This is a genomic window from Blastococcus sp. SYSU DS0541 (assembly GCF_054050875.1).
Genome location: NZ_JBJHAD010000013.1, coordinates 109,569 through 131,724 on the forward strand (window position 1 = coordinate 109,569; position 22,156 = coordinate 131,724).

Sequence of the window (22,156 nt, forward strand, 5' to 3'; positions counted from 1 at the left end):
AACGTACGGGGTGGGGTCGCGACCCGCGGCCCCGCCCCCGCTCGCGAGACGACGGAAGGCTCGAATAGCCAGTGGCTCAGTACATCTACACGATGGTCCGCGCGCGCAAGGCGCACGGCGACAAGGTGATCCTCGACAACGTCACCCTGTCGTTCCTGCCCGGCGCGAAGATCGGCGTCGTCGGCCCCAACGGCGCCGGCAAGTCGACCGTGCTGCAGATCATGGCCGGTCTGCAGCAGCCCTCCAACGGTGACGCGACGCTCGCGCCCGGCGCGACGGTCGGCATCCTGCTGCAGGAGCCGCCGCTGAACGAGGAGCTCGACGTCCGCGGCAACGTGGAGGAGGCGGTGAAGCCGCTCCGCGACGCACTGCGCCGCTTCGAGGAGGTCAGCGCGGCGATGGGTGAGCCCGACGCCGACTTCGACGCGCTGATGGCCGAGCAGGGCGAGCTCATGGAGGTCATCGAGAACGCCGACGGCTGGGAGCTCGACGCCCGCATCGAGCAGGCGATGGATGCGCTGCGCTGCCCGCCCGGCGACGCCGACGTGACCGTCCTCTCCGGTGGTGAGCGCCGCCGCGTCGCGCTGTGCCGCCTGCTGCTCGAGGCGCCCGACCTGCTGCTGCTCGACGAGCCGACCAACCACCTCGACGCCGAAAGCGTCGCGTGGCTGGAGCAGCACCTGGAGAAGTACGCCGGCACCGTCGTCGCCGTCACCCACGACCGGTACTTCCTCGACAACGTGGCCCAGTGGATCCTCGAGCTCGACCGCGGCCGCGCCTACCCCTACGAGGGCAACTACTCGACCTACCTCGAGACGAAGGCCGCCCGCCTCCAGGTCGAGGGCGCCAAGGACGCCAAGCGCCAGAAGCGCCTCAAGGAGGAGCTGGAGTGGGTCCGCTCCGGCGCCAAGGCCCGCCAGGCCAAGAGCAAGGCCCGCCTGGCCCGCTACGAGGAGATGGCCGCGGAGGCCGAGAAGTTCCGCAAGCTGGACTTCGAGGAGATCCAGATCCCGCCGGGCCCGCGCCTGGGCAGCGTCGTCGTCGAGACCAAGAACCTGACCAAGGGCTTCGGCGATCGGGTGCTCATCGACGACCTCTCCTTCACGCTGCCCCGCAACGGCATCGTCGGCGTCGTCGGCCCGAACGGGGTCGGCAAGACCACGCTGTTCAAGATGCTGGTCGGCGAGGAGAAGCCGGACGACGGCGAGATCAAGGTCGGCGAGACCGTCCAGCTCTCCTACGTCGAGCAGAGCCGCGGTGGGATCGACCCGAAGAAGACGCTGTGGGAGGTCGTCTCCGACGGTCTCGACCACATCAAGGTCGGCAACGTCGAGATGCCCTCGCGCGCCTACGTCGCCGCGTTCGGCTTCAAGGGCCCGGACCAGCAGAAGCCGGCGGGCGTGCTCTCCGGTGGTGAGCGCAACCGGCTGAACCTCGCGCTGACCCTGAAGCAGGGCGGCAACCTGCTGCTGCTCGACGAGCCCACCAACGACCTCGACACCGAGACGCTCACCAGCCTCGAGGGCGCGCTGCTGGAGTTCCCCGGCTGCGCCGTCGTCGTCAGCCACGACCGGTGGTTCCTCGACCGCGTGGCGACGCACATCCTCGCCTACGAGGGCGACTCGAAGTGGTTCTGGTTCGAGGGCAACTTCGCCGACTACGAGAAGAACAAGGTGGAGCGGCTCGGCCCCGACGCGGCTCGACCGCACCGCGCCACCTACCGCAAGCTCAGCCGCGACTGAAGAAGGACTCCTTCGCCCCCCACCGCTCGCAGGCTCGCGGCGGGGCCCTGCGAAGGAGCCGTTCCCTCGACTCGCCTACGGCCGGTCCGGAGCACCTGCTCCGGGCCGGCCGTCGGCGTCTCCGGCCGGGATCGGGTCGACCGGTCCGGCGACCCCTGGTCCGGCGGGCCCGGCTTCCCTAGGGTCGCGCCACCTCGTCGTGCAGCGGCACGACCGCGACCGCACCGGAGCGCGCATGAGCCTGATGAGCATGGCCCGCGCCGAACGCGAGGACCTGCGCGCCCTCCTGACCGGCCTCACCGCCGAGCAGTGGGCCGCCCCCTCGCTGTGCGAGGGCTGGTCGGTGCGGGACGTGGTGGCGCACGTGCTCAGCTACGACGAGCTCGGTCCGCGCGAACTGGCCCGGCGGTTCACCCGCGGCCGGTTCACGGTGGACCGCACGAACGCCGTGGGGCTGAGCGAGTACGGGACGCGGACCCCCGCCGAGCTCCTCGCGCTCCTCGACGACCACCTCACGCCCGCCGGGCTGACCGCCGGGCTGGGCGGAGCGATCGCGCTGACCGACGGGATGATCCACCAGCAGGACATCCGGCGCCCCCTCGGCCTGCCCCGGCAGATCCCGGCCGAACGACTCGTGCCGGCGCTGCGCACCGCGCTGTTCTCCCCGACCCTGCTGGGCGCGGTCCGCGTGCGCGGGGTGCGGCTGGTGGCCACCGATCTGGACTGGGCCTTCGGGCGCGGTCCGGAGGTCGGCGGCACGGGAGAGGCGCTGCTCATGGCGGTGGCCGGCCGCCGGGGCGTCGTCGAGGAGCTCTCCGGACCCGGCCGGGAGCGGCTGGCCCGGCGCCTCCCCGGATGACGCCCGGCCCCGATGCCCGGCCGCCGGCGGGTCAGCCGAAACGTTCGACGAAGCGGCGCTGCCACGGCGTCTCCACCGCGCGGCGCCGGTACCCGCGGCGGACGTACTCCACGGCCTCCCCGGGCGGGACGCCGTCCAGGACGGCGAGGCAGGCCAGGGCCGTCCCGGTGCGCCCGGTTCCGCCCCGGCAGGCGACCTCGACCCGCCCCTCGGCGGCGCGGTCCAGCGCCGCCTCCAACGAGGTCCGCAGCTCGGCCGGATCGGCCGGCAGCCCGAAGTCCCGCCAGCGCACCCAGCGGCTCTCCCACGGGACGACCGGTGGGCGGCCGACCAGGTAGACGCCGAAGGTCGGATCCGGGCCGCGCGGGACCCGGCGCAGCCCCCGTCCCCGCACCCGCCGCCCCGACGGGAGCACCAGCACCCCCGGCTCGTCCGCGGCCCAGGACCCCACGCGGCCACGCTAGCCCGGGCGGACCACCGCCCCGGCGCCGCGCAGAGACGGGCGTAGGGCAGGGTGGCGGTGTGAGGCACACCGTGCACGTCCCCATGCGCTGGTCGGACATGGATGCCTACCAGCACATCAACAACGTCGCCTTCCTCGGCTACTTCGAGATGGCCCGCGTCAACCTCTTCTTCGAGCAGCCGACCCACGACGAGCGGACCGGCCTGCGGCGCGGGCTCGTCGTCGCCTCCCACGAGATCGCCTACAAGCGGTCGGTCGTCTACGACCGGGATCCGCTGGAGGTGCAGGTGTGGGTCGCCGGCGTGCGCGCGGCCGCCTTCACCTGCCACTACGAGCTCTTCGACCACGGGCAGCTCGCCGTCACCGGCAGCACCCTGCTCGTGCCGTTCGACTTCGGGCTGAACCGGCCGCGCCGCCTGACCGCGGAGGAGAAGGAGTTCCTCGCTCGCTGGAGCGACGAGCCGGCCGGCTGACCTGCGAAGGGGGCCGGCGGGCGGTAGCGCTCTGCCCCGCCGGGGTGGGCAGAGGGCGAGCGTGCGGGGACCGGGTGGTGGACCGGCCGACCCGCAGGACGACCGGGCCGAAAAAAGTGGTTCCCCGATCGCCGCGGCGGGGGCAGGGTGTTCCCCGCGGGGGCGGTCGGCCCGGCGCGCGGGCCCGGCCGGCACGGGCTCCCTCGTCCCCGGCCGGGGATGCGGGGGAGGCCGCCACCCAGCGGAAGGACCCCCGCCATGACCTCCACCGAATCGGCCACCCAGCCGCCCGCGCCGAGGATCCCCCCGGAACCCGGCGGGGGCACCGCGGACCTCGTCGAGCGGCTGTTCGCGGCGGTGCTGGCCACCCTCGACGTCCAGACCGCGTACCTCGGCGACCGGCTCGGCTACTACCGGGCGCTGGCCGACGGCGGGCCGCAGACCTCGGCCGAGCTGGCCGCCCGGTGCGGGACGGCCGAGCGGTACACCCGCGAGTGGCTCGAGCAGCAGGCCGTGACCGGCTTCCTCACCGCGACCGATCCCGCATCCGATCCCGGCGACCCACGGGCGCGCCGCTTCGCCCTGCCCGCCGCCGCGGTGGAGCCGTTCACCGACGAGCTCAGCCCGAACCACGTCCTCCCGCTGGCCCGGCTCCTCGTGGGCCTCGGCAAGCACGTGGACGCGCTGGCCGAGGCGCACCGCACCGGGGGCGGGGTGAGCTGGGCGGAACTGGGCGACGACGTCCGCGAGGCCCAGGCGGCGGCGAACCGGCCCCTGTTCCTGGGGGCGCTCGGGCGGGAGCACCTGCCCTCGCTGCCCGAGGTGGACCGCGCGCTGCGCGCCGGAGGCCGGGTCGCCGACGTCGGGTGCGGCGAGGGCTGGTCGGCCATCGGCATCGCCCTGGCGTACCCGACGGCGACCGTGGACGGCTACGACGTGGACGCCCCATCCATCGAGGCCGCGCGCCGGCACGCCGCCGAGTCCGGGGTGGGCGACCGGGCCCACTTCGAGGTCGCGGACGCCGCCACGGTCGGCCGGGACGGCACCTACGACCTCGTCACCGCCTTCGAGTGCATCCACGACCTGCCGCGGCCGGTCGACGTCCTCGCCGCCATGCGCCGGCTCGCCGGCGAGGACGGCTACGTGCTGGTCATGGACGAACGGGTGGCGGAGACCTTCGGCGCCCCGGGGGACGACGTCGAACGGCTCATGTACGGCTACAGCGTGCTGTGCTGCCTCGCCGACGGGCTCTCCTCCCAGCCCTCGGTCGGCACCGGCACCGTGATGCGCCCCGACGTGCTGCGCGGGTACGCCCGCCAGGCGGGCTTCGCCGACCTGGAGGTGCTCCCGATCGCCGACGACTTCTTCCGCTTCTACCGCCTCGTCGGCTGAGCGGACGACCGGGGAGGTCAGCCGTCGACGTGGCGGGGCACCGGCCGGCCGGCGCCGGTGGGTGCCCCCCGCCGGGCGGCCTCGTCCTCGGGCACGAGGCGCACGACGGCACCCTCGGTGATCACCGCGCCGCCGAAGACGGCCGCGTTGATGCCGCCGCGGTGCACCATCGCCTTGACCAGCTTGAGCCCGGTGAGCCGCTCCAGGTGCGTGCACGGCGGGCAGCGCTTCATCCCGAACAGCAGCGCGTCGCCCACGGCGAACCAGCGCCCCACCAGCGCGGGGAGGTCGATCCCGGTGGTGACGAGGTTGCGCCGGGTGTCCGCAGTGGTGAACGTGCCGCCCACCTCCTCCGCCACCGCCGCGACGTCGTCCCGGTCGATCAGCGTCAGCTGCTTCTCCAGCTCCGGGTACTGCGCCCAGGTCCCACCGCCCAGGGCGTAGCGGTCCCCCTCCAGCCCGGTCCCGGGCAGCAGCCGCGCCGAGGGGAGCCGGCGCAGCGGGGCCGCGGCCTCGGGCGTCGACCAGATCTCGAGCAGGGAACCAGCGTCCATCGCGGACCTCCGGGCTCAGGCGGCGGCGGGGGTGCGGCGCCCCCGGGCCGGGGGGACGTCGTCGGCGCCGCGGGCGTCGAGGGCCTCGCTCACCGTGTGCGCCATCTGCAGCAGCTGCACCAGCAGCGGGGTCACCGTGGTCCGGATGCCGCGGATCCCGCGCGCCGAGCCGCCCCGCGCGGCCTGGGCCTCCCGGATCCGCTCGGCCCGCTCGGCCAGCACGGGGATGAACCGCAGCGCCATCGAGACGACCAGCCCGATCCGCGCGGGCCGCACCCCGAGCACGCGCAGGGGCGCGCACAACCGCTCGATGACGGCCACCATCTCCGTCACCCGCGTCGTCGCCGTCACCACCGCGGCGGCCAGCACGAGGGCGAGCAGGCGCAGCACGGTCAGGGCCGCTGTCGGCAGGTCGCTGAACAGGGTGTGGAAGACGAGGAGGCCCGCCAGCCACCACCGCACCGTGCGGGCCTGCCGGCCCAGCACGGCTGCGGGCAGCCGGGCGACGCCGAGGCCGACCGCGACCACCCCGAGCAGGGCGGCGCCGACCACGGGCAGCGTGGGCACCGCGAACAGCAGCACGGCCAGCGCCGCGAGCGCCAGCAGCTTGCCCCCGGCGGGCACGCGGTGGACCGGGCTGCGCCGCGGCACGTAGAGGGCGAGGGTCATCGCCCCTCCATCAACGTGCGGTAGGCGGCGATCGCCGTGCGGGGCGCGGCGTCCTCGACGATCCGGCCGCCGTCGACGACGAGCACCCGGTCGAAGCCGTCGAGCAGGTCGAGCTGGTGGGTGACCACGACGACCTGCTGCTCCAACCCCTCGATGACCCGGGCGACCCGCCGCGCGTTGACCAGGTCCAGCAGTGTCGTCGGCTCGTCGAAGACGACACGGGCGGGGCGCATCACCAGCACGCCGGCGATCGCCAGCAGCTGCTTCTGGCCGCCGGAGAGCAGGTGCGCGGGGTGGTCGGCGTGCCCGGCGAGCCCGTACCGCGCCAGCACCTCGGCCACCCGTTCGGCCCGCTCGGCCGCCGGGACCCGCTGGTTCTCCAGCCCGTACGCCGCGTCCTCGGCGACGGTGGGGTGCACGATCTGGGCATCGGGGTCCTGGAACACGAAGCCGACGCGGCGGCGGACCTCGCGCACGGAGGTTCGGGTGTCGAGGCCGTCGACCAGCACCTCCCCGGACGTCGGGACGACCAACCCGTTGAGCAGCCGGGCGAAGGTGCTCTTCCCCGAGCCGTTCGCGCCGACGACGCCGACGCGGGCCTCGGTCAGGTGCAGGTCGACGTCGGTGAGAACCGGGCGGTCGCCGTAGCGGTGGGAGACCCCGCGCAGCTCGATCCCGCGGGCGGGATCGGCGACGGCGTCGGGCCGCGGCTCCGGCCGGCGGAACCTCACCGGGCGGCGACCTCCCGCTGCGGTCGCTCGATGACCGGGTAGCTGCGGCGCACCTGAGCGGCGATCGCCGCGGCGATGAAGGCCTTGACGGCGTCGCCGGGGAGGAACGGGAGGGCGCCGGACACGATCGCCTCGCCCAGCGACAGGTTGGCCACGGCGGCGAGCACGGGCACACCGATCAGGTAGACGACGACCATCCCGCCGACGACGTTGAACAGCACGCCCCAGGCGACGTTGTATCGGGCCCAGAAGCGCTCGGTGAGCCAGCCCGTGACGAACGCGGCCAGCGGCCAGCTGAACAGGTAGCCAGCGGTCGGGCCGGCGAACACGGCGAGGCCCCCCGTGCCGCTGGCCAGCAGCGGCAGGCCGATCGCCACCAGGACCAGGAACAGCAGGACGGCGAGGAAGCCGCGACGGGCGCCCAGCACGCTCCCGGCCAGCATCACGCCCAGGGTCTGCGCGGTGATGGGCACCGGTCCGATGGTGACCGCCGGCAAGGTCCCCAGCACAGCGATGACGGCCGCGAAGAGGGCGGTGTAGGCCAGGTCCCGGGTCTTCATGTCAGCTCCTGCGGTGCGCCGGTGGGGAGGCGTCGCCGGCCCGGCGTCACCTGCGGCAAGGTACCCGAGCGCCCGTGGGCGCCCGGAGGCCCGTCCGTCAGGCCTGCAGCCAGACCGCGGCGTCGTCGGGCACCTTCCCGTCGTCGACCGGGGTGCTGCTGAGCAGCACGCGGCCCTCGGGCAGCGGCACGGGCGCCCCGGACATGTTGACGAAGCAGGTCAGCCCGCCGGAGCGGCGGAAGGCGACGCAACGGTCGGGTGACTGCACCCATTCCAGGTCCTCGCCCCGGAACAGCGGGGACGAGGCGCGCAGGGCCAGCGCAGCTCGGTACAGCGACAGCATCGAACCGTCGTCCGCGCCCTGCGCCTCCGCGGTGAGTGCGCCCCACCCCTCGGGCATGGGCAGCCACGTCTCGGCCGCCGACGAGAAGCCGTAGGACGGTTCGTCGCCCGACCAGGGGACGGGGATGCGGCAGGCGTCCCTCCCGCGCTCGGCGCCGCCCGAGCGGAACCAGATGGGGTCCTGCAGCACCTCGTCGGGCAGGTCGACGTCCGGCATGCCCAGCTCGTCGCCGTTGTAGAGGTACGCCGCACCGGGCAGCGCCAGCTGCAGCAGCGCGGCCGCGCGGGCCCGCTGCGTGCCGAGCTCGCCGTCGCCGTAGCGGGTCACGTGCCGCGGTCGGTCGTGGTTGGACAGCACCCAGCAGGCCGGCGCCGGGGTGCCCTCCACCGCGGCGAGGGAGTGGGTGATCGCGTCGCGCAGGCCCTCGGGGGTCCAGTCGGCGGTGAGGAGCTTGAAGTTGAAGGCCAGCTGGAGCTCGTCCTCCCGCAGGTACTGGGCGAGCCGGTCGTCGTCGGAGACCCACACCTCCCCGACCGCCATCGTGCCGGGGTACTGGTCCAGCACCGCCCGGATCCGGCGGTGGACGACGTGCACGCCGTCCTGGTCGAACCGGTGGTCACCGGGACCGTGGTCGTCCAGCAGCCCGGTGTCGTCCATCGGCACCATGTCGGGCAGCCCGTCCGGCTTGGCCATGCCGTGCGCGACGTCGATGCGGAAGCCGTCCACCCCGCGGTCGAGCCAGAACCGGATCGTCTCCTCGAGGTCGGCGACGACCTCGGGGTTGGCGAAGTTCAGGTCCGGCTGCTCGGGGGCGAAGATGTGCAGGTACCACTGCCCGTCGGGCACGCGGGTCCACGCCGGGCCGCCGAACACCGACGGCCAGTTGTTCGGCGGCTCGCTGCCGTCCGGTCCGCGCCCGTCGCGGAACAGGTAGCGCGCCCGCTCCGCGGAGCCGGGGCCGGCGGCCAGCGCCGCCTGGAACCACTCGTGGTCGTGCGAGCTGTGGTTGGGCACCAGGTCCACGGTGACCCGGAGGCCGAGCGCGTGCGCCTCGGCCAGCATCGCGTCGAACTCCGCCAGGTCGCCGAAGACGGGCTCCACGTCCCGCGGATCGGCGACGTCGTAGCCGTGATCCGCCATGGGGGAGGGGTAGAACGGCGTGATCCAGAGGGCGTCGACGCCGAGGTCGCGCAGGTACGGCAGCCGCGACCGGATGCCGGCCAGGTCGCCGACGCCGTCACCGTTCCCGTCGGCGAAGCTGCGGATGTAGACCTGGTAGAAGACCGCCTCGCGCCACCAGTCGGCGCCGGACGTGCGGAAGGGGGACGGCTCGGTGCTCACCGGGCTCCTCTGGACGGGTACGTGCGGGGGTGAGGTGCGCGCCCGGGTCCCGGCGAGGGGACCGGCGCGGCGGGGGGCCGGCTCGTGCGTCGTCGCTCCGAGCGGCGGCGCTGCAAGCCTACGGTGACGTGCTCACCGGTTCTGCATGCTCCGGGCCGCCATCTCCAGGTAACCCCACAGCGTCGCGTCCTGCTCGGGCGGCAGCCCGAGGGAGTCCACGGCGTCGCGCATGTGGGTGAGCCAGGCGTCGCGCTCGACCGGGCCGATGGCGAACGGCGCATGGCGCATCCGCAGGCGGGGGTGCCCGCGCTGCTCGGAGTAGGTGGTCGGCCCGCCCCAGTACTGCTCGAGGAAGCCGCGCAGGCGCGCCTCGGCGCCCTCCCAGTCGTCCTGGGGGTACATCGGCTGCAGCACGGGGTCGGTGCGGACGGCGGCGTAGAACCGCTCCACCAACCGGCGGAAGGTCTCCGCGCCCCCGACCTCGTCGTAGAAGGTCCGCGCCGACGGCAGGGACCGCCTCGACTCGCTCATGCCCCGGATGCCCCCTCGGCCTCGATCGCGGCGTCCGCCCGGTTACGCGTCCGCCGATAGGCCCTCAGCGCCGGGGCGACCGCGATCATTCCGAGCGCGCCCGACAGCGCGACCACGACGGCGGGCCGGAGCCCCTCGGCGGCCAGGCCCGCGGCGAGGGCACCGATGCCCTGCACGCCGGCCAGCCCGCTGGCGGCGACGCCGAACGCGCGCCCGCGGTAGGCGCTGGGCACCGCCTGCACGAAGGCCACGTTGAGCGGGATCGACCAGGCCGCGCCGAGCCCGGAGAGGAACAGCATCCCGACCAGGACCCAGAACGGGACCGCGCCCGGCCCCATCGCCGCGGCGACCACGCCGCCGACGAGCACCGGCCCGAGGGAGAAGGCCACCAGCGGGACGACGAGCCGCTCGCGCCGCGCCGGCGGGACGAGGCGGGCGATCACCAGCCCGCCGATCGTGACGCCCAGCGGGTTGGCCGCCAGCAGCACGCCGACCGCCGTCGCACCCTGGCCGAGGGAGTCCACCAGCGGCGCGGCGATGCCCTCGGAGGCGTAGACGAAGCCGGTCGTCACCCACAGCACGCCGACGATCGCGAGCAGGCGGGGGCTGCGCCGGATGAAGCGCAGGCCCTCCGCGGTGTCCCGCCACAGCGATCCGGGGCTGCTACCTCCCTCGGACACCGGGGCGGGCCGCGGCTGGAGCCGGGCCCAGAGCCAGATCGCGGAGACGATGAAGGTGGCGGAGTCGATGAGCAGGGCGGCGGACGGGTTGAGGACGGCGACCAGCGCACCACCGGCCAGGAAGCCGCCCACCTGGGCCAGCTGCAGCGTGATGCCGGTGAGCGAGGTCGCGACGGCGTACCGGTCGCCGTCGAGGACGTCGGCCATGAGCGCCGAGCGCGCCGATTCGAACGGTGGCGCGCACAACCCCACGACGAAGAGCAGGGCCAGCAGGACCGGCAGCGGCATGCCCGGGATCGCCATCAGGGCTACCAGCACCGCTCGTGCGACGTCGGTGGCGATGAGCACCCGGTGGCGGGGCAGCCGGTCGGCGAACGCGGAGAGCAGCGGGCCGCCGAGCAGCCAGGGCAGGTGGCTGATCGCGAAGGTGAGCGCGGCGAGCAGGGGCGAGGAGGTGCGGTCGTAGACCAGCACCGTCAACGCCACCCGGGCGAGCTCGTCGCCGGCGGCGGAGAGCAGGTAGGTGCCGAACAGCGGCCGGAACTCCCCGACGGCGAAGACCTCGCGGAAGGTGGCCTGGCGGACGGTGCCGCCCTCGTCGCGGCCGTCCGGTGCGGCGGCGGTCACCGTGCTCCCGGCCCGGCGCAGTCGGCGGCGCGCGACGCGCCGTCGGCGGCCAGCACGGTCGGTGATCCGGTCATTACCGGAATCATTTCAGGCGGGAGCGGCGGAGTCTGCACCGCCGACCGCGCGTGTCCTCCCCGTGACACGGTGACCGGTCAACCGGTGAGCCCCGTGTGCGCGGCGAGGAAGGCCAGCTGGTCGGCGGCGAGCCCCACGGTGCGGCTGACCGCGCGGGCGCCGTGCCCGACCGAGGTCTCACGGCGCAGCACCACCGGGGCCTCCGCCGTCGTCGCGTGCTGCAGCGCGGCGGCCAGCTTCCGGCCGTGCAGGGGGTCGACCCGGGTGTCGGACTCGAACGTCGTGAACAGCACCGCCGGGTAGGCGGTCCCCTCCCGCACCGCGTGGTACGGCGAGTAGCCCAGCAGCCAGCCCAGCTCCTCCGGGTCGTCGGCGGTGCCGTACTCGTCGTTCCAGGTGCGCCCCAGGCCGAAGCGCTCGTAGCGGACCATGTCCAGCAGCGGGGCGCTGCAGACGACGGCGGCCGCGAGGTCGGGGCGCTGGGTCAGCGTGGCGCCGACCAGCAGACCGCCGTTCGACCCGCCCATCACGGCGAGCTGCGCGTGCGTCGTCCACCCCTCGGCCACGAGGTGTTCCCCAGCGGCGGCGAAGTCGTCGAACACGTTCTGCTTGCGCTCCCGCATGCCGGCGCGATGCCACTCCTCACCGTGCTCCGAGCCGCCGCGCAGGTTGGCCACCGCCCAGACCCCGCCCGCGGCGACCCAGGCCAGCGCCTGCGCCGTGTAGGCCGGGGTGAGCGAGACGTTGAACCCGCCGTAGCCGTACAGCACGGCCGGGCGGGGCCGGTCGGGCGCGCCGGTGCCGGAGAGGACGAAGAGGTGCACCGGCGTGCCGTCCTGCGACCGCGCGTGCGTCTCGACGACGGTCAGCTGCGGCACGTCCCCGGCGACGTCGGCGGACTCCCACGGCGCCAGGCGCTCCGGCACCGCCGCGTCCCAGCGCAGCACCGACGGCGGTGTCGCGTAGTCGGTGTGACCGACCCAGGCCGCGGTGCCGCCCTCGGGCGGGGCGCTCACCCCGGAGATGCTGCCCGGGCCGGGGGGCGCCACCTCGGAGATCCGGCCACCCCCGTCGCCCGCCCACAGGGAGAGCCGGTCGGTGGCGTCCACGGCGTGCACGGCCAGCACCTGCAGGGCGCCGTCCGGTGCGTCGACGAGCGCCGCGTCGGAGAGCACGGCGCCCTCCTGCTGCGGGACGACGTCGGTCCACGCCTCCGCTGCCCAGGTAGCCGGGTCCTCCGGGTCGGCGACCGCCAGCCGCCAGCGCGGGGCGCCGCGGTCGCTGAGCAGCCAGAGCCGCCCGTCCCGGGCCACCCAGGCCGCGGTCTGGGCGTCGACGCCGCGCTGCAGCTCCTGCAGGGCGCCGTCGCCGGACAGGTCGGCGAGCCAGACGTCGTCGCGGGGGGCGGTGCCGGCCGACGCCGAGACGACCAGCCACCGGCCGTCGGCGCTGGTGCGGAGGCCGTAGTAGTTCGTCGGGTCCAGGGCGGGTGGGTCGAAGGTGCCGCCGCGGACCAGCACGTCGCCCTCCACCGGGGCACCGACGCGGTGGCGCCAGACCCGGCGGTGGAACTGCTCCTCGCCCGCGGGCACCTGGTCGGGCGCGAGCCGGCGGACGTAGAACAGCTCCTCGCCGCCCGGCAGCCAGCCGACGGGGGAGTAGCGGCAGCGGTCGACCGGTCCGTCCAGCACCTTCCCCGTGGCGACGTCGAGGACGTACAGCCTCGACTCCTCGTCGCCCCCGGTGCTCACCTGGTAGGCGAGGCGGTCGCCCTCCCACGAGGGCGACCACGCGTCGAGCGTCGTCGTCCCCTCCGGGTCCAGCTCCATCGGGTCGACGAGCACCCGCACGGTCCCGTCTGCCTCGCGCACCCGCAGGACGGCGTGCTCCTGACCGGGGTCGCGCCGGGTGGAGAAGGCCCGCCCGCCGCGCCACACCGGCACCCCGACGGCGCCCGCCCGCACGAGCTCCCCGAGCCGCGCGGCGAACCGGTCGCGGGCGGGGAGGGCGGCGAGCACCTCGCCGGCCAGGCGGTCCTGCTCCTCCGACCACTCCTGCGTGCGGGGGTCGGCCGGGTCCTCCAGCCAGCGGTAGGGATCGGCGACGCGGTGGCCGTGGAGCTCCTCGACCAGGTCCAGGCGCGGGGCGTCCGGGTAGCGCATGCCGGGCACGCTAGTCGCCGCCAGGGACACGACCGGGGCGCCGCGGGAATTCCCAGTGCGCCGCACGGCGGTTCTCGGGTCAGAATGGGGCTGCCCGCGGGTCGTGCAGCACCCGGCGGTCCGGGGCGTCCGGAGGTGATCCGTGCCGCGTTCCGCGCCCGGGTCGACGTCGGCGGGTCACCCAGGCCCGCGGCGCGACCCCGTCCCGCCGCTCGTCCCCGTGCCCGCGCGCGCCACCACGGGCGCCACCCTGCTGCTGAACGCGACGTACGAGCCGCTCTGCGTGGTCTCCAGCCGGCGGGCGATCGTGCTCGTGCTGACGGAGAAGGCGGAGTCGGTCGACGTCGCCGCCGACGTCGTGCACGCCGAGACGCTGAGCCTGTCCGTCCCCGTCGTCGTGCGGCTCACCCGCTACGTCCGCGTGCCGTACCCGGCGTCGGTGCCGCTGTCGCGCAGGGCGGTCTTCACCCGCGACGGGCAGACCTGCGTGTACTGCGGCGGCTCGGCCACGAGCATCGACCACGTGGTGCCGCGCAGCCGCGGCGGCACGCACACCTGGGACAACGTCGTCGCCGCCTGCCGCCGGTGCAACCACACCAAGGCGGACCGGTCGCTCGCCGAGCTCGGCTGGAAGCTGCCCCGCCCGCCGAGCACGCCCAGCGGCGCGGCCTGGCGACTCCTGGGCCACCGCACCGTCGACCCCCGCTGGCGCGAGTGGCTCGGAGTGCCGGAGAGCGTCAGCGCCTGAGAGGACCCCCGTGCCCCCCACCGCTCGCACGCTCGCGGCGGGCCCCTGCACGGGGGCCGCCCCGTGAACCCCGCCGTGGCGCGGCGGCTCTGGGCGCTCGCCGAGCCGTTCCACGCGCTCACCTACTTCGCAGACGAGGCGCGGACCGCCTTCACGGAGGCGGGGCTGCGCGGCTTCTGGTCCGGCTACTTCGCCGGCCGCGCCGCCCCGCTGGGCGCCGTCGGCCCGGAGGTGGTGACGGCGGTCTTCGTCAACTTCGCGCCGGCGTTCGTGGCCCGGCGGGTGCCCGCGGTGTGGGCCGACGCGACCCCGGCGGCGGCGCTCGCGGCCCGCCTGGCCGGGGTGGACGCCGCCGTGCGCCGGGTGCTGGGGGAGGCCTGGATCGGCTCGGCGGTGTCGCTCGAGGCGGCGCACCTGGCGGCGGCGGCCGCGGCCGCCGTCGACCTGCCGGGGCGCCCGCTGGCGGCCGCGAACACGGCGGTGGAGGTGCCCGGCGAGCCCCACCTGGTGCTGTGGCAGGCCCTCACCACGCTGCGCGAGCACCGGGGCGACGGGCACGCGGTCGCGCTGGTGCAGCGCGAGGTCGACGGCGTGCAGGCGCACGTGCTCGCCGCCGCGGCCGGGCGCTCGGACCGCGGGTGGCTGCAGAAGGCGCGCGGCTGGGACGACGCGGCGTGGGACGGCGCCGCCGCGGCGCTGACCGATCGCGGCTGGCTGGCAGGGGGTGAGCTCACCGCGGAGGGGTGGGCCGCGGTCGCGGCCGTCGAGGCCGACACCGACCGGCTGGCGGCCGGGCCGTGGCGGGAGCTCGGGGACGACGGCTGCACCCGGCTGGCCGAGCTGCTGGAGCCGCTCCGCCGCGCTGTCGTCGCCGCCGGGGACTGGCCGGCCGGCAACCCGATCGGCGTCCCCGAGCCCTCCTAGGTGACGCGAGCACGCTCGGCGGGGAAGGCCTCGTACGAGCGGTCCTCGAGCACGTCCCGGAAGCGGGCCATCGCGTCCCACGCGTCGACGAAGCGCGTGTAGAGCGGCGCCGGTCCCAGGCGCACCCGGTCGGGGGTGCGGAAGTCCGGCACCACGCCCCGGTCCACCAGCGCCTGGGTGAGCTGCCACGCCCGCGGATGCGTGAAGGTGACGTGCGCGCCGCGGCGGGCCGCCTGCCGCGGGGAGGCCAGCGCCACCCCGTGCGGTGCGAGCCAGGCGTCGCCGAGGGCCACGACGAGGTCGGTCATGGCCCGGCCCTTCGCGGCCAGGCGGTCGATCCCGGCCTCGGCGACCAGCGCCGCGCCCACCTCGACGGCGGCCATGCCGAGCACCGGCGGCGTCCCGGTGCCGAAGCGCTCGATGCCGTCGGCCGGCACGTACTCCGGCCCCATCGCGAACTGGTCCCGCTGGCCGAACCAGCCCTGGATCGGCGACCGGAGCCGCTCCTGCAGATCGCGGCGGACGTAGAGGAAGGCCGGCGCCCCCGGACCGCCGTTGAGGTACTTGTAGGTGCAGCCGACGGCGAGGTCCGCGCCCGAGGCGTCCAGGCCGGTGGGGACGGCGCCGGCGGCGTGCGAGAGGTCCCAGAGCACCAGCGCCCCGGCGTCGTGGACCGCGCGGGTGACGGCCGCGACGTCGGCGAGCGCGCCGGAGCGGTAGGCGACCAGCGAGAGGACGACGACGGCGACCCGCTCGTCCAGGGCGGCTGCGAGCACCGCCGGGTCCAGCCCCTCGTCGATGTCGGCCGCGACCTCCCGCACCGCCATGCCGCGCGCCGCCGCGACCCCGGCGACGACGTAGCGGTCGGTGGGGAAGTCGTCGGCGGTGCACACGAGCACGTCGCGGCCCGGCCGCGCCTCGGCGCCGGCGACCAGCAGCTCGTAGAGGTTCACCGTGGTGGAGTCGCCGACCAGCACCTGACCGGGGCCGGCCCCGAGGACGCCCGCCCCGAGCTCGTCGCCCAGCCGCGTCGCGGCCCCGATCCACTGCGCCCACGAGCCGACCAGCCCGCGCGCCCACTCCTGCTCCACGACGCGGGCCACCGCCGCCGGCGTCGCCAGCGGCATCCGGCCGAGGGAGTTGCCGTCGAGGTAGAGCAGCCGGTCAGGGCCCTCCTCGTCGGCGCCGGCGAACCGGCCGCGGAAGGAGGCCAGCGGGTCGGCGGCGTCGAGCTGCTCGGCGTGCGCCCGGGTCGGTTCCACCCCGCCACTGTGCACCGCGCCCACCCGGCCGCCGCGGCCCCGTGCCGGATGCGCGGGGGCTAGCGTCGCCCCGTGACCGCGCTGCACGACCTCACCGCCCTCGAGCAGGCCGCCGCCGTCCGCGCGAAGGAGGTCAGCCCGACCGAGCTCGTGCAGCACGCGCTGGCCCGCATCGACGCGCACGACAGCGGGCTCGGTGCCTTCATCACCGTGACCCCCGAGCGGGCGCTGGCCGGTGCGGCGGCCGCGGAGGCCCGGCTGCGGGAGGGCGGGGAGCTGCCGCCCCTGCTCGGCGTCCCCACCGCGATCAAGGACCTGCACAACACCGCCGGGGTGCGGACGACGTTCGGCTCGGCCGCGCTGGCCCACTTCGTGCCCGCCGTCGACGACGCGGTGGTCACCCGGCTCGCGGCCGCGGGCACGATCAGCGTCGGCAAGACGAACACCCCCGAGTTCGGCTTCCCCTGCTACACCGACAACGCTCTCGTCGGGCCGGCGCGCTCCCCGTGGGACACCTCGCGGCTCGCCGGCGGCTCCAGCGGGGGAGCGGGCGTCGCCGTCGCCGCCGGGTTCGTGCCCTTCGCCCAGGGCAGCGACGGCGGGGGCTCCATCCGCATCCCGGCCAGCATCAACGGCCTGTACGGCATCAAGCCGACCCGTGGCCGCATCAGCAACGCGCCCTACGGCAGCGAGGTGACCGGGTTGGGCACCAGCGGCCCGCTGGCCCGCACCGTGCGGGACGCGGCGGTGATGCTCGACGCGATGGCCGGCCCCGAGATCGGCGACCCGTTCTGGGCCCCGCCGCTGCCGCCGGGCGAGACCTTCCTCGGCTGGGCCGACCGGGAGCCCGGCCGACTGCGCATCGGGCGCTACACCGAGTCGGCGATGCCCGGGGTGGAGCTCGAGCCGGAGGTGGCCGAGGCGTTCGAGGACGCCGCCCGGCTGCTGGAGAGCCTCGGGCACGTCGTCGAGGACGTCCCGACCGGGCTGCTGGACCCCGCGGTGCTGCCCTCCTTCGAGCGGGTCTGGGCGCTCAGCGCCACCACGCTGCCGGTCCCGGCCGGGCGGGAGGAGCTGCTCACGCCGCTGACCCGCTGGATGCAGGAGCGGGGACTCGCCCTGTCGGCGCGGGACGCGATGCAGGCGATGTTCGCCCTGCGCGTCTTCTCCCGGCAGTTCCTCCGCGCGACCGCGGGCTACGACGTGCTGCTCGCCCCGGTGCTGACCATGACGCCCCGGCCGATCGGCTGGTTCGGGGAGGACGGCGAGGGCGGACCGGACTTCGAGCGGCAGAAGCGGTACGCCGCCTTCACCGCGCTGTTCAACGTCACCGGGCAGCCGGCGGTCAGCATCCCGCTGCACTGGCCGGCCGACGACCTGCCGGTCGGGACCATGCTCGTGGGCCGTCCTGCCGACGAGGCCACGCTGGTCTCGCTCTCGGCGCAGCTGGAGGAGGCGCGGCCGTGGGCGCACCGGCGCCCCGCCGTCTGGACCGACAGCCGATGAGGACGGCGACGTCCCGGTAGGTTGTCGGGTGTGACCGTCGCCGAGACCCTCCTCGTCTACGCCGGAATTCCGCTCGCCGTCGTGCTGGTGCTGGCGTTGCTGACCCTCAGGCCCGGCGCCGACCGGCGTCCCCGGTACAAGCCCGGCCAGCCGTGGAACCACGCCCCGGTCTGGTACGAGCCGCACCCGGCGCACGTCGGTGGCGGCCACGGCCCGGCGCCCGCGCACGGCCCGGCTGCCGTCCCGGGCAGCGGCACCTCCGCGCTGGGGTCGTCGATGTACCCGGAGCAGCCGGGCGAGCGGGCGCTGGACTCCGAGTCGGGGGCCGGCCTCGCGCTCGGCGACGGTGCCGGCGGCTCGCACAGCCGCGGTGCCACCGCTGCCCGCATCGCGCCGCCGGCGGGCCCGCTGGGCGGCGCCCGCGGGACCTGGTGACGGTGCCCTGATGACTCTCCCCGACGTCCCGACGACCATCCCCGGAGGCCGGCGATGACCCGCGCGCCCGAACTCAACGCCCCCCGCACCGGCACCGATGTCGGCGACACCCTCCACCCGCGCACGGCCGAGGGCCGGCTCGACGAGGTGTTCAGCTTCCGCGAGCTGGCCCGCCTGGACGAGGCGCTGACCATGTCCTCCCGCGAGACCGGGCTGCGCTTCACCCTCTACGTCGGGGAGCTGCGCACGCCGACCCGCGCTCACGCCGAGGAGCTGCACGCCCGCTCGGGCGACCACCCCTCCGACGCGGTGCTCATCGCCGTCTCACCGGGCCAGCGCGTGGTGGAGGTCGTGACCGGCGCCGGCGCCGCGCGCCGGCTGCCCGACCGCGCCTGCGCCCTCGCGGTGCTCTCCATGACCAGCGCGTTCGCCAACGGCGACCTGGTCGGCGGCATCGTCAACGGGCTGCGCCAGCTGTCCGACCAGGCCGGGCACCCCGCCGGGCTCCGCACGCACTGAAGAAGGACCCCCTGCCCCCCAGGGCTCGCCGGCCCGCCGCGGGCGCCTGCAGGGGGCCGGACGGAGGCGCCGCACCCTCGGGGTGTGGCGCCTCCGTCGTCTCTCAGCTGCCGGCGGCGGCGTCCCGCTCCCGGGCGCGCAGGGCGCGGGCGATGCCGTCCCGGCCCTCGAACACCAGCCGGCGCAGCGCGGGCGGCTGCTCGGCGTCGGCGAGCCAGGCGTCGGCCGCCGCGATGGTGCGCGGCTCCACGATCGGCGGGAACAGGTACTGCACGGCGTTCTTGGCGATCTCGCCCGGCCGGCGGTCCCAGAGCGGGCGGATGTCGGCGAAGTAGCGGTCGACGTACCCGGCGGTGAGCTCCCGCTGGGCCGGGTGCCAGAACCCCTGCAGCACCGCCTCGTGGACGGCGTTCGGGATGGACTCGTCGGTGAAGGCCCGCTGCCAGGTCTCCTCCTTCGACTCCGCCGTCGGCCGCAGGGCCCGCGCCGTGGCCGCCCGACGGATGCCGGTGGCGGTGGCGTCGCGCTCGGCCTCGGCGTCGATCTCCGCGTCACCGGCCGCGCCGATGGCGACGAGCCCGTGCAGGAACGCCCAGCGGGCGTCGGCGTCGACGACCAGGCCCTCGGGGACGCGCGAGCCGTCGAGCAGCCCGCGCAGCGCCGCCGCGTGCTGCTCCGTGCGGGCAGCGCTGGCCAGCGTGCGGGACCACAGCAGCTGCTCGTCGCTGCCGGCCGGGGCGGCCTCGAGCGCGGCCAGCGCGTGGTCGGCGAGCTGCGCCCAGCCGGTCGGCGCCCAGGCCGGATCGGCGAACGAGGAGAGCGCGCTCTGCACCCGGGCCAGCAGCGACTGGATGACGCTGCTCTCCGTCTCGGCGCCGATGCCGGCCAGCACGAGCTGGACCCACTCACGGGCCGGCAGCTCGGCGTCGCGGGTCATGTCCCAGGCCGCGGACCAGCACAGCGCGCGGGGCAGCGAATCCGGCAGCGCACCGATCCGGGAACGGAGCGTGGCGAGCGACTTCTCGTCGAGCCGGATCTTGGCGTAGGTGAGGTCGTCGTCGTTGACCAGCACCAGGTCCGCCGCCGGGTGGCCGACCAGCTCGGGCACGTCGGTGCGGGCGCCGGCGACGTCGAGCTCCACGCGGTGGCTGCGGGTCAGCCCGTCGGGGCCCTCGCTGTAGAGCCCCACGGCCAGCCGGTGGTTGCGCAGCACCGGGTGCTCGACGACCGCCGACTGCTCGATGGCGAAGCTCGTGTAGCGGCCGTCCTCGCTGAGCTCGAAGACCGGCCGGAGCGTGTTGACCTGGCTGGTGCGCAGCCACTGGTCGGCCCACTCGGACAGGTCGCGGCCCGAGCTCTCCGACAGCGGGCCCAGGAGGTCGGCCAGCGTGGTGTTGCCGTACTCGTGCCGTCGGAAGTAGCGCTGCACGCCGGCGAGGAACTCGTCGCGGCCGACGTAGGCCACCAGTTGCTTGAGCACCGAGGCGCCCTTGGCGTAGGTGATGCCGTCGAAGTTGACCTCGACCGCGGCGACGTCGGGGATGTCCGCGGCGATCGGGTGGGTCGAGGGCAGCTGGTCCTGCGCGTAGGCCCAGGCCTTCTCGGTGTTCGCGAACGTCGTCCACGCCGTCGTGTACTCGGTCGCCTCGGCCTGGCACAGCGTGCTGATGTAGGTGGCGAAGGACTCGTTGAGCCACAGGTCGTCCCACCACCGCATGGTCACCAGGTCGCCGAACCACATGTGGCCGAGCTCGTGCAGGATCGTCTCCGCGCGGCGCTCGTAGCGGGCCCGGCTCACCTTCGAGCGGAAGACGTAGTCCTCGAGGAACGTCACCGCGCCGGCGTTCTCCATGGCCCCGGCGTTGAACTCGGGCACGAAGAGCTGGTCGTACTTGTCGAACGGGTACGGGTAGTCGAACACCCGGTGGTAGAAGTCGAAGCCCTGCTTGGTCACCCGGAAGATCTCCTCCGGGTCCAGGTACCGGGCCAGCGACGCCCGGCAGTAGAGCCCGAGCGGGATGCCCTCGTGCAGGTCGGTGACCTTGGCGTACGGGCCGGCGATGAGCGCCACCAGGTAGGTGGAGATGCGCTTGGTGGGCGCGAAGTGGGCCAGCTGCGAGCCGGCCTCGCCCGCCTCGATGGTGCGGCCGCCGGTGTTGGAGATGACCTGCCAGTCGAACGGCGCGGTCACGTGCACGGTGAACGTCGCCTTGAGGTCGGGCTGGTCGAAGCAGGTGAACATCCGCTTGGCGTCGGCCGGCTCGAACTGGGTGTAGAGGTAGACCTGCCCGTCCTCGGGGTCGAGGAAGCGGTGCAGGCCCTCGCCGGTGTTCGAGTAGCGGCAGTCCGCCGTCACCACCAGCGTGTTGGTCTCGGCGAGGCCGGGCAGCGGCAGGCCGCCCTCCTCGGTGTAGGTGCTCACGTCGAGCTCGGTGCCGTTCAGGGTCGCCGAGTGCACCGTCTCGGCGACCAGGTCGATGAAGGTCTCCGCGCCCGGGCGGCGGCAGGTGAACTCGACGGTCGTCGTCGACCGGAACGTGTGCTCGCCGGGGTGCCCGGCCCCGTCGGTGACGTCGAGGGAGATGTCGTAGCTCCGGACGTCCAGGAGCTCGGCGCGGGCGGCGGCGTCGGTGCGGGTCAGGTTGGGTACGGCCACGCCGGGAAGCTTGTCATGCGGGGACGACGCCGGCGCCCGCCGTCCACCGGCCGGGAACAACCGGACCGCGCCGGGACTTGCCTGACCGCAGACGGTCCGGGCACTCGGCGACCCGGGCCACCGCAGCGAGGAGCAGAGATGACCGAGGCAGTGCAGAGCGCGCCGGTGAAGGCCCGCGTCGACTTCTGGTTCGACCCGCTGTGCCCGTGGGCCTGGCTGACCAGCCGCTGGGTGCTGGAAGCCGCCAAGGTTCGCGACATCGACCTGCACTGGCACGTCATGTCCCTGGCGGTGCTCAACCGCGGGCGCGACCTGCCCGAGGACTACCAGCAGATGATGGAGCAGGCCTGGGGCCCGGTGCGGGTGGCGATCGCCGCCGCGCAGGAGCACGGCGACGAGGTGCTCGGCGACCTCTACACGGCCATGGGCACGCTCCGCCACCACGAGGGCCGCGAGCTGGGCGAGATCATCGCGCCGGCCCTGGAGCGGGTCGGGCTGCCGGCGTCGCTGGCCGAGGCCGCCACCTCCACCGAGTACGACGAGGCCCTGGAGAAGAGCCACCACGCGGGCATGGACCCGGTCGGCGAGGACGTCGGGACGCCGGTCATGCACATCGACGGCGTGGCGTTCTTCGGCCCGGTCATCAGCAGGGTGCCCACCGGTGAGGACGCCGGCAAGGCCTTCGACGGCGCCGTCCTGCTCGCCAACCTGCCCGACTTCTGGGAGCTCAAGCGCACGCGGCTGAGCGGCCCCGACATGGACTCCGTCCCGGCCGACGCCCTGGAGCTCACCCGGTAAGGCCCCCCGACCCCCTCGTCCCTCGCACGCTCGGGACGAGCCCCTGGTTCGGTGGGCGTCCCAGTACGTCACGGGTGGGGTGCGGCATCCTGTCGGGATGCCGCAC

At 75.1% G+C, this 22,156-nt stretch carries 21 protein-coding genes; 10 read left to right on the forward strand and 11 right to left on the reverse strand.

Features of this window, described 5'->3' with window-relative positions; genetic code table 11:
• Window positions 1-71 precede the first annotated feature (71 nt).
• Both ettA and ACI794_RS14850 read left to right on the forward strand, forming a co-directional pair.
• Complete coding sequence (gene ettA / locus ACI794_RS14845; RefSeq protein WP_456601262.1) at window positions 72-1,742, forward strand: energy-dependent translational throttle protein EttA; 1,671 nt, start codon at window positions 72-74, stop codon at window positions 1,740-1,742.
• Window positions 1,743-1,977: 235 nt separating this feature from the next.
• Window positions 1,978-2,601, forward strand: coding sequence for a maleylpyruvate isomerase family mycothiol-dependent enzyme (locus tag ACI794_RS14850; RefSeq protein ID WP_456601261.1), 624 nt, complete (start codon window positions 1,978-1,980; stop codon window positions 2,599-2,601).
• 31 nt (window positions 2,602-2,632) lie between these two features.
• On the opposite strand, the gene ACI794_RS14855 is transcribed toward ACI794_RS14850, so the two are convergent.
• The gene (locus ACI794_RS14855) at window positions 2,633-3,052 is read right to left on the reverse strand and encodes a protein-tyrosine phosphatase family protein (protein ID WP_456616750.1); all 420 of its coding nucleotides are present in this window, start codon (window positions 3,050-3,052) and stop codon (window positions 2,633-2,635) included.
• 71 nt (window positions 3,053-3,123) lie between these two features.
• Between ACI794_RS14855 and ACI794_RS14860 the strand changes: the two genes are divergently transcribed.
• Entirely contained in the window at window positions 3,124-3,537 is a 414-nt protein-coding gene (locus ACI794_RS14860) for an acyl-CoA thioesterase (RefSeq protein ID WP_456601259.1), read from the forward strand.
• A gap of 258 nt (window positions 3,538-3,795) precedes the next feature.
• Window positions 3,796-4,929, forward strand: a complete 1,134-nt coding sequence (locus tag ACI794_RS14865; RefSeq protein WP_456616751.1) for a class I SAM-dependent methyltransferase — start codon at window positions 3,796-3,798, stop codon at window positions 4,927-4,929.
• Window positions 4,930-4,946: 17 nt separating this feature from the next.
• Here ACI794_RS14865 and ACI794_RS14870 read toward each other — a convergent pair whose 3' ends face one another.
• From ACI794_RS14870 to ACI794_RS14905, 8 genes are all read right to left on the reverse strand, one after another.
• Entirely contained in the window at window positions 4,947-5,483 is a 537-nt protein-coding gene (locus tag ACI794_RS14870; protein WP_456616752.1) for an MOSC domain-containing protein, read from the reverse strand.
• A 15-nt stretch (window positions 5,484-5,498) separates the two neighbouring features.
• Window positions 5,499-6,152 carry an energy-coupling factor transporter transmembrane component T family protein gene (locus tag ACI794_RS14875; RefSeq protein WP_456601256.1) on the reverse strand — a complete coding sequence of 218 codons (654 nt, stop codon included), beginning with the start codon at window positions 6,150-6,152 and terminating at the stop codon, window positions 5,499-5,501.
• On the reverse strand, window positions 6,149-6,883 hold the full coding sequence (locus ACI794_RS14880; protein ID WP_456616753.1) for an energy-coupling factor ABC transporter ATP-binding protein: 735 nt from the start codon (window positions 6,881-6,883) through the stop codon (window positions 6,149-6,151). Before ACI794_RS14880 ends, ACI794_RS14875 begins: the two co-directional genes overlap by 4 nt.
• Window positions 6,880-7,443, reverse strand: coding sequence for a biotin transporter BioY (locus ACI794_RS14885; protein ID WP_456601254.1), 564 nt, complete (start codon window positions 7,441-7,443; stop codon window positions 6,880-6,882). The genes ACI794_RS14880 and ACI794_RS14885 overlap by 4 nt, the downstream gene beginning before the upstream one ends.
• A gap of 97 nt (window positions 7,444-7,540) precedes the next feature.
• Window positions 7,541-9,127 carry a glycoside hydrolase family 13 protein gene (locus tag ACI794_RS14890; protein WP_456616754.1) on the reverse strand — a complete coding sequence of 529 codons (1,587 nt, stop codon included), beginning with the start codon at window positions 9,125-9,127 and terminating at the stop codon, window positions 7,541-7,543.
• A gap of 132 nt (window positions 9,128-9,259) precedes the next feature.
• Window positions 9,260-9,658 (reverse strand): globin, encoded by a 399-nt coding sequence (locus ACI794_RS14895; protein ID WP_456601252.1) that lies wholly within the window; start codon window positions 9,656-9,658, stop codon window positions 9,260-9,262.
• Window positions 9,655-10,965 (reverse strand): MFS transporter, encoded by a 1,311-nt coding sequence (locus ACI794_RS14900; protein ID WP_456601251.1) that lies wholly within the window; start codon window positions 10,963-10,965, stop codon window positions 9,655-9,657. The genes ACI794_RS14895 and ACI794_RS14900 overlap by 4 nt, the downstream gene beginning before the upstream one ends.
• Before the next feature lie 152 nt (window positions 10,966-11,117).
• Window positions 11,118-13,202: a prolyl oligopeptidase family serine peptidase gene (locus ACI794_RS14905; protein ID WP_456616755.1), complete on the reverse strand. Its 2,085-nt coding sequence runs from the start codon at window positions 13,200-13,202 to the stop codon at window positions 11,118-11,120.
• A gap of 220 nt (window positions 13,203-13,422) precedes the next feature.
• On the opposite strand from ACI794_RS14905, the gene ACI794_RS14910 reads away from it, so the two are divergent.
• Entirely contained in the window at window positions 13,423-13,950 is a 528-nt protein-coding gene (locus tag ACI794_RS14910; RefSeq protein WP_456581448.1) for an HNH endonuclease, read from the forward strand.
• 63 nt (window positions 13,951-14,013) lie between these two features.
• On the forward strand, window positions 14,014-14,874 hold the full coding sequence (locus ACI794_RS14915; RefSeq protein ID WP_456601249.1) for an SCO6745 family protein: 861 nt from the start codon (window positions 14,014-14,016) through the stop codon (window positions 14,872-14,874).
• Here the strand turns inward: ACI794_RS14915 and ACI794_RS14920 are convergent.
• Window positions 14,871-16,136, reverse strand: coding sequence for a kynureninase (locus ACI794_RS14920; RefSeq protein WP_456601248.1), 1,266 nt, complete (start codon window positions 16,134-16,136; stop codon window positions 14,871-14,873). The genes ACI794_RS14915 and ACI794_RS14920 overlap by 4 nt on opposite strands.
• 72 nt (window positions 16,137-16,208) lie before the next feature.
• Between ACI794_RS14920 and ACI794_RS14925 the strand changes: the two genes are divergently transcribed.
• From ACI794_RS14925 to ACI794_RS14935, 3 genes are read left to right on the forward strand one after another with little or no spacing between them, the layout of a single operon-like run.
• Window positions 16,209-17,642: an amidase gene (locus ACI794_RS14925; protein ID WP_456616756.1), complete on the forward strand. Its 1,434-nt coding sequence runs from the start codon at window positions 16,209-16,211 to the stop codon at window positions 17,640-17,642.
• 30 nt (window positions 17,643-17,672) lie between these two features.
• Window positions 17,673-18,077 (forward strand): aa3-type cytochrome oxidase subunit CtaJ, encoded by a 405-nt coding sequence (gene ctaJ / locus ACI794_RS14930; protein ID WP_456581444.1) that lies wholly within the window; start codon window positions 17,673-17,675, stop codon window positions 18,075-18,077.
• 54 nt (window positions 18,078-18,131) lie between these two features.
• The gene (locus tag ACI794_RS14935) at window positions 18,132-18,596 is read left to right on the forward strand and encodes a DUF5130 family protein (protein WP_456581443.1); all 465 of its coding nucleotides are present in this window, start codon (window positions 18,132-18,134) and stop codon (window positions 18,594-18,596) included.
• Between the two features lie 103 nt (window positions 18,597-18,699).
• Here ACI794_RS14935 and pepN read toward each other — a convergent pair whose 3' ends face one another.
• Window positions 18,700-21,252 (reverse strand): aminopeptidase N, encoded by a 2,553-nt coding sequence (gene pepN / locus ACI794_RS14940; RefSeq protein ID WP_456616757.1) that lies wholly within the window; start codon window positions 21,250-21,252, stop codon window positions 18,700-18,702.
• 138 nt (window positions 21,253-21,390) lie between these two features.
• Here pepN and ACI794_RS14945 point away from each other — a divergent pair, with 138 nt between their 5' ends.
• Entirely contained in the window at window positions 21,391-22,050 is a 660-nt protein-coding gene (locus ACI794_RS14945) for a DsbA family oxidoreductase (RefSeq protein ID WP_456616758.1), read from the forward strand.
• Window positions 22,051-22,156 lie beyond the last annotated feature (106 nt).

Coding starts and splice junctions, on each gene's coding strand:
- ACI794_RS14850 (WP_456601261.1), top strand. CDS start 1,978: ATGAGCCTGATGAGCATGGCCCGCGCCGAACGCGAGGACCTGCGCGCC.
- ACI794_RS14905 (WP_456616755.1), bottom strand. CDS start 13,202: ATGCGCTACCCGGACGCCCCGCGCCTGGACCTGGTCGAGGAGCTCCAC.
- ACI794_RS14885 (WP_456601254.1), bottom strand. CDS start 7,443: ATGAAGACCCGGGACCTGGCCTACACCGCCCTCTTCGCGGCCGTCATC.
- ACI794_RS14870 (WP_456616752.1), bottom strand. CDS start 5,483: ATGGACGCTGGTTCCCTGCTCGAGATCTGGTCGACGCCCGAGGCCGCG.
- ACI794_RS14945 (WP_456616758.1), top strand. CDS start 21,391: ATGACCGAGGCAGTGCAGAGCGCGCCGGTGAAGGCCCGCGTCGACTTC.
- ACI794_RS14875 (WP_456601256.1), bottom strand. CDS start 6,152: ATGACCCTCGCCCTCTACGTGCCGCGGCGCAGCCCGGTCCACCGCGTG.
- ACI794_RS14935 (WP_456581443.1), top strand. CDS start 18,132: ATGACCCGCGCGCCCGAACTCAACGCCCCCCGCACCGGCACCGATGTC.
- ACI794_RS14895 (WP_456601252.1), bottom strand. CDS start 9,658: ATGAGCGAGTCGAGGCGGTCCCTGCCGTCGGCGCGGACCTTCTACGAC.
- ACI794_RS14865 (WP_456616751.1), top strand. CDS start 3,796: ATGACCTCCACCGAATCGGCCACCCAGCCGCCCGCGCCGAGGATCCCC.